Origin of the sequence: Variovorax sp. WS11 (assembly GCF_010499245.1) — a bacterium.
In the GTDB taxonomy this organism is placed as follows: domain Bacteria; phylum Pseudomonadota; class Gammaproteobacteria; order Burkholderiales; family Burkholderiaceae_C; genus Variovorax.
Map to the genome: position 1 here is coordinate 1,024,198 of NZ_JAAGOW010000004.1, position 14,703 is coordinate 1,038,900.

General features: G+C 64.4%; 14 protein-coding genes and 2 pseudogenes. 8 read left to right on the forward strand and 8 right to left on the reverse strand.

Annotated features, from left to right (window positions below; genetic code table 11):
* Nucleotides 1–492 precede the first annotated feature (492 nt).
* Nucleotides 493–1,317, reverse strand: a pseudogene (locus tag GXN78_RS34290) (IS91 family transposase); the annotation flags it as partial.
* A 179-nt stretch (nt 1,318–1,496) separates the two neighbouring features.
* Here GXN78_RS34290 and GXN78_RS34295 point away from each other — a divergent pair.
* From GXN78_RS34295 to GXN78_RS34320, 6 genes are read left to right on the forward strand one after another with little or no spacing between them, the layout of a single operon-like run.
* A complete protein-coding gene (locus GXN78_RS34295; RefSeq protein ID WP_106560224.1) occupies nt 1,497–2,744 on the forward strand; it encodes a site-specific integrase in 1,248 nt (415 codons plus the stop codon).
* Nucleotides 2,741–3,646: a tyrosine-type recombinase/integrase gene (locus GXN78_RS34300; RefSeq protein ID WP_106560223.1), complete on the forward strand. Its 906-nt coding sequence runs from the start codon at nt 2,741–2,743 to the stop codon at nt 3,644–3,646. The genes GXN78_RS34295 and GXN78_RS34300 overlap by 4 nt, the downstream gene beginning before the upstream one ends.
* Complete coding sequence (locus GXN78_RS34305) at nt 3,643–4,500, forward strand: tyrosine-type recombinase/integrase (protein ID WP_106560222.1); 858 nt, start codon at nt 3,643–3,645, stop codon at nt 4,498–4,500. The genes GXN78_RS34300 and GXN78_RS34305 overlap by 4 nt, the downstream gene beginning before the upstream one ends.
* A gap of 45 nt (nt 4,501–4,545) precedes the next feature.
* The gene (locus GXN78_RS34310; protein ID WP_106560221.1) at nt 4,546–5,784 is read left to right on the forward strand and encodes a site-specific integrase; all 1,239 of its coding nucleotides are present in this window, start codon (nt 4,546–4,548) and stop codon (nt 5,782–5,784) included.
* Nucleotides 5,781–6,725, forward strand: a complete 945-nt coding sequence (locus tag GXN78_RS34315) for a tyrosine-type recombinase/integrase (RefSeq protein ID WP_106560220.1) — start codon at nt 5,781–5,783, stop codon at nt 6,723–6,725. Before GXN78_RS34310 ends, GXN78_RS34315 begins: the two co-directional genes overlap by 4 nt.
* Nucleotides 6,722–7,720 (forward strand): site-specific integrase, encoded by a 999-nt coding sequence (locus tag GXN78_RS34320; protein WP_106560219.1) that lies wholly within the window; start codon nt 6,722–6,724, stop codon nt 7,718–7,720. Before GXN78_RS34315 ends, GXN78_RS34320 begins: the two co-directional genes overlap by 4 nt.
* 112 nt (nt 7,721–7,832) lie before the next feature.
* Here the strand turns inward: GXN78_RS34320 and GXN78_RS34325 are convergent.
* The 4 genes and pseudogenes from GXN78_RS34325 to GXN78_RS34340 all read right to left on the reverse strand — a co-directional run.
* Nucleotides 7,833–8,542: pseudogene (locus tag GXN78_RS34325) on the reverse strand (site-specific integrase); the annotation flags it as partial.
* Between the two features lie 277 nt (nt 8,543–8,819).
* On the reverse strand, nt 8,820–10,409 hold the full coding sequence (locus GXN78_RS34330) for an adenylate/guanylate cyclase domain-containing protein (protein ID WP_164256154.1): 1,590 nt from the start codon (nt 10,407–10,409) through the stop codon (nt 8,820–8,822).
* A gap of 546 nt (nt 10,410–10,955) precedes the next feature.
* Complete coding sequence (gene ligD, locus GXN78_RS34335; RefSeq protein WP_239143006.1) at nt 10,956–11,807, reverse strand: non-homologous end-joining DNA ligase; 852 nt, start codon at nt 11,805–11,807, stop codon at nt 10,956–10,958.
* A 192-nt stretch (nt 11,808–11,999) separates the two neighbouring features.
* The gene (locus GXN78_RS34340; protein ID WP_146163175.1) at nt 12,000–12,194 is read right to left on the reverse strand and encodes a hypothetical protein; all 195 of its coding nucleotides are present in this window, start codon (nt 12,192–12,194) and stop codon (nt 12,000–12,002) included.
* A 151-nt stretch (nt 12,195–12,345) separates the two neighbouring features.
* On the opposite strand from GXN78_RS34340, the gene GXN78_RS34345 reads away from it, so the two are divergent.
* Complete coding sequence (locus GXN78_RS34345; protein ID WP_106560216.1) at nt 12,346–12,525, forward strand: DUF3606 domain-containing protein; 180 nt, start codon at nt 12,346–12,348, stop codon at nt 12,523–12,525.
* Nucleotides 12,526–12,720: 195 nt separating this feature from the next.
* On the opposite strand, the gene GXN78_RS34350 is transcribed toward GXN78_RS34345, so the two are convergent.
* The 3 genes from GXN78_RS34350 to GXN78_RS42085 form a co-directional block, all read right to left on the reverse strand.
* The gene (locus tag GXN78_RS34350) at nt 12,721–12,963 is read right to left on the reverse strand and encodes a hypothetical protein (RefSeq protein ID WP_164256155.1); all 243 of its coding nucleotides are present in this window, start codon (nt 12,961–12,963) and stop codon (nt 12,721–12,723) included.
* Between the two features lie 146 nt (nt 12,964–13,109).
* Nucleotides 13,110–13,925 carry an SOS response-associated peptidase family protein gene (locus GXN78_RS34355; protein WP_164256158.1) on the reverse strand — a complete coding sequence of 272 codons (816 nt, stop codon included), beginning with the start codon at nt 13,923–13,925 and terminating at the stop codon, nt 13,110–13,112.
* Nucleotides 13,926–13,941: 16 nt separating this feature from the next.
* The gene (locus GXN78_RS42085; RefSeq protein WP_258187260.1) at nt 13,942–14,064 is read right to left on the reverse strand and encodes a hypothetical protein; all 123 of its coding nucleotides are present in this window, start codon (nt 14,062–14,064) and stop codon (nt 13,942–13,944) included.
* A gap of 120 nt (nt 14,065–14,184) precedes the next feature.
* Here GXN78_RS42085 and GXN78_RS34365 point away from each other — a divergent pair, with 120 nt between their 5' ends.
* Nucleotides 14,185–14,619: a hypothetical protein gene (locus GXN78_RS34365; RefSeq protein ID WP_106560212.1), complete on the forward strand. Its 435-nt coding sequence runs from the start codon at nt 14,185–14,187 to the stop codon at nt 14,617–14,619.
* Nucleotides 14,620–14,703 lie beyond the last annotated feature (84 nt).

Below are 14,703 nucleotides of genomic sequence, written 5' to 3' on the forward strand. Positions count from 1 at the left end.
GATGACGACGACCGGAGGGCAGGTGTCTCACAAGCCTCGAGGGAGGAAACCGCGGACCGAGTCCACAGCGGATGTCCGGGGCGCCGACGTTATGGGGATTTGGGCAGACGCGAGGTGGTTTGGGTTGTCGCGCGAGTGATGCGCGCATGCCGAGCCTGGCTGGAAGCGAGCCTTCGCAGTTCTGCGTCGCGCATGCAGGGGCGCGCTACAGCGGCTGCATTGAACTGATGGCTGCTGCAGACACGCACCGACCCTGCCGATGAGCACATACCGTTTATCGGCACCGAGCGCGGGTGGGATGCACAACCGATCATGACGGTGGAGGTGCGCGGATCGCCGCACTGTGAGTAAAGGTCTGGACGATGGCCATGGCGTGGCCGCAGTGCGACAGATGAAGGTGGGGTGGTCTACTGCGTGAGTCTCGGTGCTGCCGTCGGCGCTGCGAGCCGCAGCGGTCGGCACGGTCGCCGTGATCAAGAACTCGCGCGCGGCAGCCAGACTCGCCTTGCGAGAGCCATTGGCCAGCAGGCCGTAGTGGCGGATTCGATGGAAGCCGTCCGGCAACACATGCAGCAGGAACCGGCGCATGAACTCCTGGGGCGACAGCGTCATGGCCTTGTAGCGCGTCTTGCCCTTGGCGCGGTAGTCCTTCCACCGGAAGCTCACGCCGCGCTCGTCCAGCGCAAGCAGCCGGCTGTTGGAGATCGCCACCCGGTGGGTGTAGCGCGATAGGTAAGCCAGCACGGCCTGCGGGCCGGCGAAGGGTCGCTTGGCGTAGACCACCCACTCGACCTTGCGCAACGGCGCAAGCCAGGCCTTGAAGGCCCGCGCGTCGGCCAGCTGAGCATGTTCGCCGAAGAACTTCAGCTGGCCACCGCCGTGCCGCCGCAGCAGTTCCTCCAGGAAGCGCCGCCGGAACAAGCGCGACAGCACCCGCACCGGCAGGAAGAAGCCCGGACGGCACGCCACCCAGGCCTTCCCATCAGGCGCGAGCCCGCCACCAGGAACGATGCCGTGTACATGCGGGTGGTGGGTCAGCGCCGAGCCCCAGGTGTGCAGGACCAGCGTGGCGCCGATCCTGGCGCCCAGGTGCTTCGGATCGGCGGCGATCGTCATCAACACTTCGGCAGCCAGGTCGAACAGCAGCCCATAGAGGGCGGCCTTGTTCTGGTACGCGATGTCGGCGATGGGCGCCGGCAGCGTGAACACCACGTGGTAGTACTCCACCGGCAGCAGATCGGCCTGGCGCGCGTCGAGCCAACGCTGCGCGGCGGCGCTCTGGCACTTGGGGCAGTGGCGGTTGCGGCAGGTTCTGGAGAGCTCTCCAGAACCTGCCTTATGGAGAGTCTCCCGATACGGGGAGTTCGAGGAAGTCGAAGGCGTGGTGTTGCCCTGGACTCGAGCGTGCGCTTGCCGCGCGCAGCTCACCATTTCTTCAGACCACCCGGGTACGGTCGTCGAGCCATTCATGGCTCAACCCAACCCAGGAGATCTCGATGCTTGACAGCTACTTCTGCGCCCCCAAGACGCTTCGTCGCCTGCGTGCCGGCCCGAGTGCCCCGTACATCGACGGCTTCGCAGACTCGCTCGAACGCGATGGCTACGCTCACGCGAGCGCGGTTCGCTACCTGAGGTCGGCAGCTCACCTGGGCTGGTTCGTCTATGTTGAGGGTGGCGCCTGGCCCGATGTCGATGCTGGCACGCTGGCGGCATTCGGCCGCCACTTTGCTCGCTGTCGCTGTCCGCGATCGAACGGCGGAGCGACCGGGTACCACGCGAGCTTCGGCGCGAAGTTGTTCCACCGACACCTGGTTCGACTCGGAGTCTGCAAGTGCCCTGTGATCGCAGACGCTGAGTTCGCAGAGCCGGCGCTGGTGACCGCCTTTAGGGATTGGCTGCGTGTGCATCGCGGGGCAAGCGACCCGACGCTGAGGCAGTACAGCCGCGGCGCCATCGAATTGATCCACGAACTCGGCGCCGATGTCGCGAGCTGGACTGCGCAGTCAGTACGGGACTTCCTGCTCGGCCGTGCCGCCAGGTGCGGGCCTCCAACCACGCAGAAGCTCATCACCTCGCTGCGGGCGTTCCTGCGCTACGTCAGCTTCGCGGGCGAGTCACGTGACGACCTTGCGCTGGCTGTTCCCGCCGTGGCCAGCTGGCGGTTGGCACGGTTGCCGCGCTGTCTGTCGCAAGACGAACTGGCGCGCGTCATCGCGGCGTGCGATGGGACGACGCGAGGGCGACTGCGCGACCGCGCGATCGTGTTGCTGTTATCGCGGCTGGGCCTGCGCGCGGGCGATGTGGCTCGACTTCGTCTCGGCGACATCGACTGGCGCAACGGCACCTTGCGGGTGACGGGTAAGGGCCGCTATGAGGTGGGGCTGCCCTTGCCCCAAGAAGTCGGCGACGCGCTGCTCGCCTATCTTGCGCGCCGCCCCGCCGGCGGCGATTCGGATCACGTGTTCCTTCGCAGCCGGGCACCGTCCACACCTTTTGCCGACGGCGACGGCGTTTCATCGGTGGTCAAGCACGCCCTGCAGCGTGCCGGCGTGAAGGCCCCGGTCAAGGGCGCCCATCTGCTGCGGCACACGGCGGCCACGCAGATGTTGCGCAGTGGCGTTCCTCTCGACCAGATCGGTTTGGTCCTGCGCCACCGCAGCATCGATATGAGCGCCTACTACGCAAAGGTCGATGTTGCCTTGCTTCGCGGCGTCGCCCAGCCTTGGCCGGGGGCGCATCCATGATCGCCGCCATCGACCGGTACTTGGCCTTGCGACGCAGTGCGGGCTTCGTCTTGAGCAACGCGCAGTACCTGCTGCGTAGCTTTGCTGCGTTCGCCGCCGCCCGTCGGGAACGACACATCCGCACAGCAACGCTGATCGACTGGGCCAGCCGAGCACCGTCATCGGATCAAAGGCAGACCCGCTACCAGACCGTCCGCCAGTTTGCGGAGCACGTGCGCCTGGAAGACCCTCGACACGACCTGCCACCGTCCAATCACTTCGGCCACAGGAAGACCCGCCGTGTCCCTCGCATCTACACAGCCGCAGAGATCGATCGACTGATCCTGGCTGCGACGCAGTTGTCTGCACGTGACGCCCTTCGGCCGCAGACTTATGCGACGCTGATCAGCCTGCTTGCCGCAACCGGTCTGCGGATCTCCGAGGCCTTGCACCTGCGCTACGGCGACGTGACGCCGGACGGTCTGCTGATCCGCAAGACCAAGTTCCAGAAGATCCGGTTGGTGCCGCTGCATGAGACCGCAGTGGCGGGACTCGGCCGGTATCTGGCGCAGCGTAGCACCGTACACCTCGCCACGGACCACGTGTTCGTCGACGACAACGGTCAGCCACTCGAATATGGGACCGTGTACCGAGTCTTCGGCAGGCTGGCTGAGTCTGCGGGTATAGCGCCATTGCGCGGGCATCGCCCACGGCTCCATGAGCTCAGGCACACGTTCGCCCTGCGTGCACTGCAGTCAACGCCTGCCGGCCGCCAACGCATTGGACAGCACATGCTGGCGCTGACCACCTATCTCGGCCACGTCAGCATCGACTCGACCTACTGGTACTTGGAATCGACGCCGGAACTGTTGACCGACATCGCCGCAGCCGGCGAGGCCTATCTGGGCGGAGGTCACTCATGAACTCCCTCGCGCCGCATATCGAGGCCTTTCTGCGCGAGCACCTGGCTCGCCATCGTGCCGCCAGTGCGCATACCTGCGATTCGTACGCCTACAGCTTCCAGTCGCTGTTCGAGTTCGCTGCCCGCAGGCTCAGAACGATGCCATCGGCTCTGATGTTGGAGCAGCTGGACGCGCCTTTGATCGCCGCGTTTCTCGAGCATCTCGAGAGTGCACGCCGCAACTCGGCGCAAACGCGCAACATCCGTCTGGCGGCGATCCGATCGTTCTTCCGCTTTGTGCAACATCGTGAACCCGGCGCGCTCGAGCAGATCCGCCGCATCCTCGCGATCCCATACAAGAAGACCGACACCCGGCTGGTCGCCCACCTGGAAAAAACGGAGCTCCAAGCCTTGCTCGATGCGCCGGACCCGACGACCCGCGAAGGGATTCGCGATCGGGCCTTGCTCCATCTGACGGTCTGCGCCGGGCTGCGGGTTTCGGAATTGACGGGGTTGCGTATGTCCGACGTCGCGGCGCAGTGCAAGAGCATTCACGTGCTTGGTAAGGGCCGTCGCGAGCGAGCCTTGCCCCTTTGGAAGCCGACCGCGTCGGCATTGCGAGCTTGGTTGGCCGTGCGCGGCGAGGTTGCCTCGCCAGAAGTGTTCGTCAACACCCGCGGCGAACCCTTCAGTCGTTGGGGTGTCGCGTACGTCCTACGAAGCCACGCCGATACCGCAAGCCTCGTTTGCCCGTCGCTCCGCAACAAGCAGGTCTCGCCACATGTTCTAAGGCACTATCTACCCTTCCTGACTATGTCTTGTGCATGGCCGGCGGCCTTGTGCTGCGCGGACTTGCGCTCGAGAAGCTCGACATAGTCTGGGACCCCTCAACACAGCCCCGGTGGGGCAAAGGGGTCCACCATGAAGGTCGTCGTCAACAGCCAAGTAGTCCTGTCGCGAGTGCCGGAAGGGCCCATCGCGCCGTATCTGGTCATGTTTGCAGACTCGTTGAGTGCCACGGGGTATTCGGTGGCGTGGATTCACCGCCATGTGCTGCTCGGAGCGTGCTTCAGCCAATGGCTCGGGCGGAAGCCGGTGGCGCTGCAAGACATCACGACCGACCATCTGACGCGATACCTGAGGTATCGCGCTCGACGCCTGCAACCGAGGTGTGGTGACCATGCGGCGCTCGTGCACTTGGTGGAGTTTCTGCGACGAGAGGGGGTTGTTCCCGAGGAGAGACTCGCGGTGCCTGAGCCGTTCTCGGTGGAGCACCGAGTCCGCGCATATGAGGTGTACCTGCGCGAGGAGCGTGCCCTGGCCGCAGCGACGATTGTCTACTACGTTCGGTTCGCCCGCGACTTCCTCAAGTATCGCTTCGGCGCGAAGGCGGCCAAGCTCTCATGCTTGAGCGCCTCCGACGTCGTGCGCTTTGTTCGACACCAGGCGCCGAGGCTGCACAGGAAGTGCGCCAAGCTCATGACCACCGCGCTGCGCTCGTTCCTGCGTTACGTCCGATATTGCGGCGATGTCGATGCGGATCTGGCGGCCGCTGTGCCCGTCGTCCCCAACTGGTCGATGGCGTCAATTCCGCGCGCGATCGCTCCGCAGCAAGTGCGTCAGTTGCTGGCCAGCATCGATCGGCGCACCGCGACCGGGCGTCGCGACTACGCCATCATGCTCCTGCTTGCGCGATTGGGACTGCGTTCCGGCGAAGTGGCGTCCTTGAAGCTCGAGGACATCGACTGGAAGGCGGGACTGCTGAGCGTGCACGGCAAGAGTGGCCATCGCAACGAACTGCCGTTGCCTGCCGACGTCGGTAAGGCAATCGCCGCTTATCTGAAGAGAGACCGACCGCACAGTGCCAGCCGGTACGTCTTTCTGCGCGTGCGAGCGCCGGCGTGCGCCTTCCAAGGGGGCGGTGCAATAACCTCGATCGTGCGGCATCGCCTGCAGCGCAGCGATGTCGATGCCCCTACCTTCGGTGCGCATCAGTTTCGTCATGGACTGGCCACCGAGATGCTGCGCCGCGGCGCTTCGCTCGGCGAGATCGGTGACCTCTTGGGACATCGCCATCTTCAGACAACAATGATCTACACGAAGGTCGATCTCGAGGCGCTGCGCGAACTGGCGCCGCCGTGGCCGGGGAGTGCGCCATGAACACCCTGCATCAAGCCATTCAAGAGTATCTGACGATGCGGCGCGATCTGGGCTTCAAGCTCAGGGAGGCCGGCAAGGGTTTGCACCACTTCGCCGCCTTCATGCGCCAGCGCCACGCGGCCTACATCACCTCAGAGTTGGCTCTCGCCTGGGCGCAGCAGCCCAGAGATGCGACGCCGGCCCATTGGGCGCAACGACTGAGCTTCGTTCGCGGGTTCGCCCGCTACCGCAGTGCGATTGATCCGCGCACGCAGATTCCGCCGCCGGGCTTGCTGCCGTTCCAACCCCGGCGGGCTCGACCTTATCTGTATTCGGACGAAGAGATTCGCCGCTTGCTGCGCGAGGCGCTGGTCATGCCCTGCCGTCACAAGCGCGACGCGATCAGACCGCAGCTGTTCCACTGCCTCTTCGGACTGCTGAGCGTCACGGGCCTGCGATTGAGCGAGGCGCTCAACCTCAAGCTTCCAGACGTCGACCTGCATTCCGCTGTGCTGACCATTCGCGGCGCCAAACTTGGCAAGGACCGCTTGGTGCCTTTGCACACATCCACCTGCCAAGTGCTCAGGCAGTACCTGGCCAAGCGCAGCCACCACTGGGCCGACCGTCCGGTGTCGGCGTATGTATTTGTCTCGAACCGGGGCAATCGCCTAGATGGCGCGGAGGTGCATCGGACCTTCTATGCGCTGTCGCGGCAGATCGGCCTGCGCGGCCTGTCCGACAGCCACGGGCCACGCCTGCATGACATGCGTCATCGCTTCGCGACGAATACGCTCGTGCGCTGGTACCAACGGGACCAGGACCCTGAGCGCCTTCTGCCGGTGCTGTCGGCCTATCTCGGGCATGTCCACGTCGCCGATACGCAGTGGTATCTGAACGCGTCCCCCGAACTGATGCGTGAGGCCATGCGTCGCCTCGAACACTGCTGGGAGGGGCGGCCATGATCCAACCCGCCAGCCTTGCCCCGCTGCTGGAGCGCTTCTTCACACAGCGCTTGATGCTGCAGCGCCAGGCCAGTGCGCACACCATCACTTCCTATCGCGACACCTTCCGCCAGTTCTTGAAGTTCGCGGAGAAGCGGCTGCACAAGCCGCCGTCACGCCTGAACTTCGAGGAGATCGATGCGCCCTTGATTGTGGCGTTCCTCGATGACCTGGAGAAGCGGCGCGGCATCAGTGTTCGCAGCCGCAATCTGCGACTCACCGCGATCCATTCCTTCTTTCGCTTTGCGGCGTTCGAGGCGCCGGCGCACTCGGCACAGATCCAGCGCGTGCTGGCCATTCCCAGCAAGCGCCATACGCGCACCCTGGTCCCGTTCCTGACCCGTGCGGAGGTCGACGCCTTGCTGCTTGCTCCGGATCGGCACACATGGTCCGGGCGGCGCGATCACGCCTTCATGCTGGTGGCGGTACAGACCGGCTTGCGGCTGTCCGAGATGACCGCGCTCACGCGCGACGATCTTGTCCTCGGAACAGGGGCACACCTGCGCGTAATCGGCAAGGGCCGCAAGGAGCGCTGTACGCCGCTGGCCAAGCCCACGCAGGCCGTCTTGACCGCCTGGTTGCGCGAGCGACAGCGCGGCGACGGGCAGGTCCTGTTTCCCAGTGCCAAGGGCGAACGCCTGAGCGTTCATGGTGTGCAGTACCTGCTGAACAAACATCGATCGACGGCATCGAGCGCCTGTCCGTCGCTGCGACAGAAACGCGTTACCGTCCATCGCTTGAGGCACACCATGGCCATGGACCTTCTGCAATCCGGCGTGAGACGCTCCGTGATTGCCCTTTGGCTCGGGCATGAGAGCGTGGAGACCACGCAGATCTATCTCGACGCATCCCTCGCGATGAAGGAACAGGCTCTGGCCAAAGCCACACCCCTTCAGGGGCGACCGAGTCGATATCGGCCCAGCGATCAGCTCATGGAGTTCCTCAACAGCCTATAGGTCGCCGGACTATGTCGGGCAAGCGCGCGGCAGTTGCGCGGCGCAACCACCGAAATCGCGTCATACCGGTCCGTGCGCGTCCTTCACGAGACATAGTCAGGAAGGGTAGATAGTGCCGAAGCGTGTGCGGGGACACGCGCTTGTCGATGCCGGCCGCCTCGGCGGCAGCATGTACAGCGCGGTTGAGTTGGCGCGCGGTGAGAGGGTCCGTCGGGTTCATGCCCGGGAACAGCCAACCACCAGGCAGCATGCGGCCTTGGGCGTGGGCGATGCGCCACCACGTGCGAAGGCGCTGCAGCAGCACCGGGCTGAGCATGGCGTAGCGGTCCTTGCGGCCCTTGCCTTGCTCCACCCGAAGCGTCATGCGCTGACTGTCCACGTCGGTGACCTTCAGGCCGATGACTTCGCTGGCGCGCAGGCCTGCGCCGTAGGCCACTGACAGTGCGGCCTGATGCTTCACGTTGCGCGCCGCGGCGATCAGGCGTGCGACCTCGAGCGGGCTGAGCACCACCGGCAGCGTGCGCGGCAGCTTGACCGGCTGCATCTTGGCCATCAGCTCAAGACGGTGATGTCGAAGAAGAACCGCAGGCCGGTCAGCGTGGCGTTGAGCGTGATGGGTGAAGTGCCCGAGTCGACCAGGTGGAGTTGGAAGTTGCGCAGGTCCTCCACGGTTGCCGTGTCGGGTGGACGATGAAGAAACGCCGCGAGTTTGCGCACGGCGCGCACGTAGGCTTCCTGCGTTCGAGGCTCCAGCTTGCGAATGCGCATGTCCTCGAGCATGCGTTGACGCAGCGGGCTGACCGCCGAGATGATCGTGTCCATGGTTGGTGCTCCGTCGAAGAACGAGGCGGGATTGCCTCGCCGTCAACGGTGGCAGCAACTCAGGAAATGCAACACCTCAGCTTGGCGCGGAGCGCCTACCGCGAGAGCGGTTTAGTCCTTTGGCCGAACCCAGGCATCCGGGCCAGGCGGCTGTACGAGGTTCAACTGCGCGCCCAAGAGCCAGGGCATACGCAACGCCCCATCGACAATCTCACACAACCATGAGCAGTTGAAGCGGAGGCGTCTGGGTTCATCGCTACAACGCAGAGCGGCAGGCTCAGCGAGTTAACCCATACAACCGAAACGTCCCAGGCAAGCCCTTGAGCGTGTGATCTCCCCGGTCGATCAACCCAATACGCGAGCCAGCCACCAGGTCGCGAACGACACTGGAGACCAGTAGCTCACTTGGGCCGGCCAGCCCCATGATCCGCGCACCCACGTGCACCGCCACTCCGACCGCGCTATCACCGCGACGAGTGACTTCACCAGTGTGCACGCCGGCCCGCACCGAGATCTCCAGTTCCTGGACTTCGTTGATGATGCATTCTGCGCATCGGATCGCGCCAGCCGGGCCCGCAAAGGTGGCGAAAAACCCGTCGCCTGCGGTGTCGATCTCGACGCCGCCAAAGTTGTCCAAGGCTCTCCTTACGACAGCACGAAATCGCTCGAGCTTGTCACTCCAGCCCTCGTCACCCATCTCGACGGCCAGCACCGTTGAGTTGACGATGTCGATGAACATCACGCTCAGAATGCGCCGCTCGCTCAGCAGACTGTCCAGAAGCTTGGAAAGTCTGGAGCGCACAATCATGAAGGCCATCGCCATGGGTAGAGCCAGTATCACCAGAACCAGATCCGAGGTCTGGCCGGCAGCGTCCTTGAGCAGCCTTGATGCCACAGCGCTCAAGATGAAGAATGCAGCCAGCACTACTACCGTCAGCGCCGAATAGAAGAGCGTTCGACTGATCCATCGCTCTACATCCAGCAAGCCCTGGCGGAATATCGCGATGAACATGGCCACCGGGACCGCCGCCATGACGGCCGCATGCGTCGCCTGAGAGGCGACCGCGACAAGGAAACCAGAGCCTTCATTGTCGAGGGGAGCGGCTTTGACCAGAAAGAATGCAAGGTAGGTCATTAAGGCAACCAAGCCGCACAGCAGCAGCCATTTCAGTTGATTGCGCTGTACTGCGCTCGAGTCAGCGAAGTACCTAGCAACCAAGGTGCACATGCTGATCACGACGAACGAGACCGCAACCATTTTCATGAGCATCAAGGGTGGCGTCGTACCCATGACGTATAAAAGGAATCGCAGAACGTTCCAGGCAACCCAGGCGCTGGCCGCCCATGCAGCCCAACGTGGCACAAACCTGCCATCTGGAAACACAAATATCCACGTGATCGTCAGCGCGTTGGCGGCAAGGACCACTAGAAACGACAGCGGCGCCGTGGGATCTCGTACATGCTGCCCCACAAACGCTGTGATGTCGGTCGAGTTAAACACTCCGATCGAGACAAAACAGACGACCAAGAGAATTCCGAAACGATCTCGTGAGCGCTTCCAGAGGATGATGAAGGCGATCGCGCACCACGACGACACGCAAACCATCCCCATCACGCCAGCGGCCCAAACGGCGCCAACATAAGGCAGCGCGGATCCCGCTTTCATCTGGGCGGCCAGCGCCTGGGTCAGCCGTCCATCCATCCACTGGGGCAGCCAGCGGAAGTACACATACAGCACCAGGACCACAAAGGCGACAGCTGCGCTGCGCCACACGAACAAAGCTCGCGCCTCGAGCGGCCGCCTCAGCCATGGATCGCCGTCGGCGGCGACGGTCGAAAACCTCGGGCTTCCCAACTGCCTCGACATTCCCTCACCTCGGTGCAGCAAAAGATCGCACATCCTCCGCCGTTCAACGGAGAAAGAAAAGGGGTGGCGGAGTCTAGGGGGGACTGGCGGTAAGGATTTGGCCGATCGGAAGAACTGCTGTTGAGTCCCTTTGCCCTTGTTCGGAACTTGCAGGCAGGAAAACTGGATGGGGGCGACAAAGTTCCGCCTATGGCCGGCGTCCGCCTTACGGATGAGCGGCCTGACCGGCCGCAGGTTGGGTACGGCGCATTACCTGGGTTGCCCCTCCTTTTCCAAATCTAGCGGTCGCCGTTGCTTCTTGGCCGTCGCGAGCAAAGAGCAAATGAAGCGGCACATCCTCAGATTCAAACTGCAACGTTTCGTGCGACGGCTGATTCCCTACTAGCCGAACAAGGTTGGGCAAGCCCACTTGGGCGTAGCACTCGAGGCCTGATTGACCTTCCGCCCCGACGACGTGGAATGAAGGCACCGATGTGCTTCTGACGATCTCGAAAGATCAGATCATGTGCCACAGAACCCTGTGTTTCAGACGCCCACCCTTGCAATTCACACGGCGGCGACCGTATTCTTTTCTCTTCTGATAGACCGTGGTGGCTTGTCCGTGCGCAGGCCCTTGAATGACGGGTGCCGGATGTACCCGTCCGCCGTCCACTCGGTGAAAACCACCTCGGCCACGAGCTTCGGCTCGACCCAGTGCGCGCGGCGGTCGTTCTCCGTCTTGTCTTTGAACGGTCGTTTGTCGGTGCCCAGCGCCTGCATCCGCTTCACCAAATCGCGCAACATCTGCTCGTTGAAGCCGGTGCCGACCTTGCCGGCGTAGATCAGGGCGCCGGCGTCGTCGTAGTAGCCCACCAGCAGACCGCCGAAGCCCGTTCGGGAACCTTGGGGGTCGGTATAGCCGCCGATGACGAACTCCTGCCGCTGGTTGCACTTCAGCTTGATCCAGTCTGGCGACCGCCGTGACGGGTAGCGGCTCGCCTTGCGCTTGCCGATGATTCCCTCGAGGCCGAGCTCGCACGCCGAGGCAATGATGTCCTGCGGCGGTGCATCGAAGGCCTCGCTGAATCGAATCGGAGGCGGAGGCTTGCGCAGGATGGACTGCAGCAGCGCCCGGCGCTCGACCAACGGCACGCCGCGCAGGTCGAACCCGTCATAGAACGGCACGTCGAAGAGGAAGTAGATGATCCGCTGGGTGTGCGAGTTGTCGAAGGCGTTTTGCAGGGCGTTGAAGTCGGTCAGGCCGCGGTCGTTGAGCATCACGACCTCGCCATCGAGCCAGCCAGGCCGCAGCTTCATGCCCTCCAGCGCCCGCACCAGGTGCGGCATCTTCGAGCTCCAGTCCAGTCCGTTACGGCTGATCAGTCGCGCGGCGCCGGCGGCGTCGACCCGCGCCAGCATGCGGTAGCCGTCGAATTTGATCTCTTAAATCCAGTCCTCAGCTCGCGGCGGCGGCCTGTCGACGAGGGTGGCCAGCATGGGGGCAAGCCTTGCCGGCATCTCACCCTCGGCGGCGCCGACTGGCATCCGTAGGGTTTTCCTACCTGGCGATGTCGGCTTGGCAGAAGTCGAGCGGACGGCGCGCTGCACCGACTACCTGGCCGTCGGACCACCAGATGATGAAGCGCCTGCCGCCGTTGGCCCGCCGTCTGGCGGGTTGGTGGTGCCTGGCGGCTCCTTCACCCAGATAAAGAGCGCGGTGACCCCGCCAATGATCAGGATGGCCAGGAACAGCGCCATGCGCCTGAAGGCGCGGCCGGCGGCCAAATCGTTTTGTCTCCGCTTCATGGGGGTCTCCCGAGTGCGGGGGTTAAGGTAGCGATGGACGCACGCTGAAATTGTCGGCCGACGTGACAACAGATCGACGACACAAACCTACAGCGCCTACTCGTTCGGGGCGGCAGATTGCCCCGTGTCGGACCACAAATCGGAGAGACGAATGGCAGACGACAAGACGAAAGTGGGCGGCCAGGATCGCGCCCGCATCAACGTGAACGAGGACTACGAGGTCCGCGACTGGTGCAAGAGCCTGGGCGTGAGCGAAGAAGAACTGCGCAAAGCTGTTGCCGAAGTTGGCGACCAAGCCGACAAGGTGCGCGAGTACCTCGGTAAGAAGTAGCCGCGCCCTCCGCCATGGGCTGCCCAATTTGCGCCTGGTCGGGCTGGGTGTGCGAGAACCACACGGATCGCCCCTCGGAGGTCACGACCAAAGGGGGCTGCGCCTGCGCAGGCGCCGCGGTGCCGTGCACCTGCAACCCTGAGGCTGTCTTCAACGGCTGGGTGGAGATATTCGCCTCCGTCGACCAGGAGCGGGTCAGCAGGTCGCCTCCAGCAGTTGACCCGCTGCGGCCCCAGACGCTGCGGGTTCGCCACTGACCTGTGCGCGATCGACCAGTTCCTTCGCCTTGTCGGCGAGCTTGTCGATAAGGGCCACGAGGCAGTCGCCGTTCCCATCGCCTGCGGTCAAGGCCACACGGGCCACGAGCTTGCCATCAGTGACCACGGCGGCGCCAACGGAGAGCTGATCGCCGACGGCGGTGAGCTCGATACGGATCACCGAGCCGCGATAGTCGAAAATCCGTGGGGAACCGGGTTGTTCATGGCGGCTCCTGGAAGATCCATGAGCCGCAGCGGGGTGGAGCGCTATTCCATGAGTCGCCTCGGCAGGCCGATTCGTAGGCAGGTGCAACCACTAACGCGCGATTAGAGTAGTGCGATTCCAGGCAGCGTGGGTCGACCGGCTCGATGGCCTAGAAGAGCGATGGCTCCTCGGCCAGCGGCGGCTCCTTCGGCCTGGCGCGCTCCGGCGGGCTCGGCTGCCGGGGGATCGGGGCGCCGGGGCGGCGTCGAAGATCTCAACGGGTGCAGTTTGAGCAGCTGCTGCGCCTGCTCCACGGTCCCCTCCAACCACTGGTCGAAGTCCGCCGCCTCGATCGGGATCACCGATCGCTTGTCCTGGAGCTCGAGCGGCAATACCCGCTTCGTCTTCGGGTCGATCTCGGGCTTGTGCATGCGGCGCATGAGGGGATGCTCGTTGGCTCGCAACGTCAGCATCGTGAAGCTGTCGTGCTGGTCGCCCGTGGCCTTGTCCACCCAGACGTTCCATAGGCCAGCCAGGCCCCAGGGCTGCCCGTCGGCGCGTCGGAAGCGCCACCACTCGCACCTTGGGAACGGCTGGTCGTGCGGACCCCAGTCCGGCTCATCGAAGCTGGCGGCCGGGATGATGCAGCGCTGGCCCCGCTTCCACGGATCCTTGTAGCTGGCCTTCTCCGCCAACTCCTCGCTGCGCGCATTGTTCGTCGGGTACTTGAGCTTCGGCTCGGTCGCGAACCAGGGGATCAGGCCCCATTGGCCCACGGCCAGCTCGCGCTCGTAGCCTGCGGCATCGCGCCGGCGGCGGATGAACGGCCCGGGCGACCGGGGGAAGATGTCGCGCACCCACGGTGGCGCCTGTCGCGCACCCACGTGCCAGAAGCGCTCGATCTCCTTGATCTCCGGGGATTCGTAGCGGTTGCACATGTCGGAATGTAGCGGCTCAGAACGGCAACGGAAGCACGGGCCCGAGCCAGGCCACCGCAGCCGCGCCGGGCGGCAGCGATCGCAGCCGCTCATCCTTCCAGAGGTCGGCCGCCACCTCTTCGAGGTGCAGGGGGTCCACGTGCGCCCCTGCTGCTGCAGCCGATGCGCGCAGGCGGCGATCCAGATGTCAGCGGGGACGTTGTCCATGTCATATACTGTACGTTCATACAGACTGTACATCCATCCACTATTTTCGCATGTGTTCGCGATCGTTTACCGCTGCCGCCGAGAGGGGCAACCGCTGCACCGCGATGACATCGAGGCGGAGCCCGCGCATGGCGAGCTGCAGGTCTATCGCAAGGGCATGAAGCGTGTCGCCGTGCTGCTGGGCCGGGACAGGGAGAGCTACGTGCTTCCGCTGCTCGACAAGGTGAAGCTGCTCGCGATCAACGAGCGCGGCGTGCTGCTCACCGGCATCGAGATCTACCCGACCCGCGGCGCCAAAGGCACCGGCCCCATGTTCCCGCAGACCTGGTGGTGCGAGCTGAGTCCGAAGGGACGGCCAGCCGCCGCAGACCCTGCGGAGTCGCGCCGGCGGGAGCGTGAGCGCCAAGCTCGCGACATTGGCAGCGCGCTCGTGCGCCGGCCGACCAGGCGCGGCGGCCCGTACGAGCCACCCGCAGAAATCACATGAGCCAGCTCGACCTGCTGACCGCCTGCCCTAGAAGGCCGCGGCCATCGCACGCGGTGCGTGATGGGAGCGAGGAAGGATGTTGTC

Bases quoted from the DNA above. Each gene is read 5' to 3' on its own strand.
- GXN78_RS34305 (WP_106560222.1), top strand. From the start codon at position 3,643: ATGAACTCCCTCGCGCCGCATATCGAGGCCTTTCTGCGCGAGCACCTG.
- ligD (WP_239143006.1), bottom strand. From the start codon at position 11,807: ATGCTGGCGCGGGTCGACGCCGCCGGCGCCGCGCGACTGATCAGCCGT.
- GXN78_RS34340 (WP_146163175.1), bottom strand. From the start codon at position 12,194: ATGAAGCGGAGACAAAACGATTTGGCCGCCGGCCGCGCCTTCAGGCGC.
- GXN78_RS34320 (WP_106560219.1), top strand. From the start codon at position 6,722: ATGATCCAACCCGCCAGCCTTGCCCCGCTGCTGGAGCGCTTCTTCACA.
- GXN78_RS34345 (WP_106560216.1), top strand. From the start codon at position 12,346: ATGGCAGACGACAAGACGAAAGTGGGCGGCCAGGATCGCGCCCGCATC.
- GXN78_RS34300 (WP_106560223.1), top strand. From the start codon at position 2,741: ATGATCGCCGCCATCGACCGGTACTTGGCCTTGCGACGCAGTGCGGGC.
- GXN78_RS34310 (WP_106560221.1), top strand. From the start codon at position 4,546: ATGAAGGTCGTCGTCAACAGCCAAGTAGTCCTGTCGCGAGTGCCGGAA.
- GXN78_RS34295 (WP_106560224.1), top strand. From the start codon at position 1,497: ATGCTTGACAGCTACTTCTGCGCCCCCAAGACGCTTCGTCGCCTGCGT.
- GXN78_RS34330 (WP_164256154.1), bottom strand. From the start codon at position 10,409: ATGTCGAGGCAGTTGGGAAGCCCGAGGTTTTCGACCGTCGCCGCCGAC.
- GXN78_RS34355 (WP_164256158.1), bottom strand. From the start codon at position 13,925: ATGTGCAACCGCTACGAATCCCCGGAGATCAAGGAGATCGAGCGCTTC.
- GXN78_RS34315 (WP_106560220.1), top strand. From the start codon at position 5,781: ATGAACACCCTGCATCAAGCCATTCAAGAGTATCTGACGATGCGGCGC.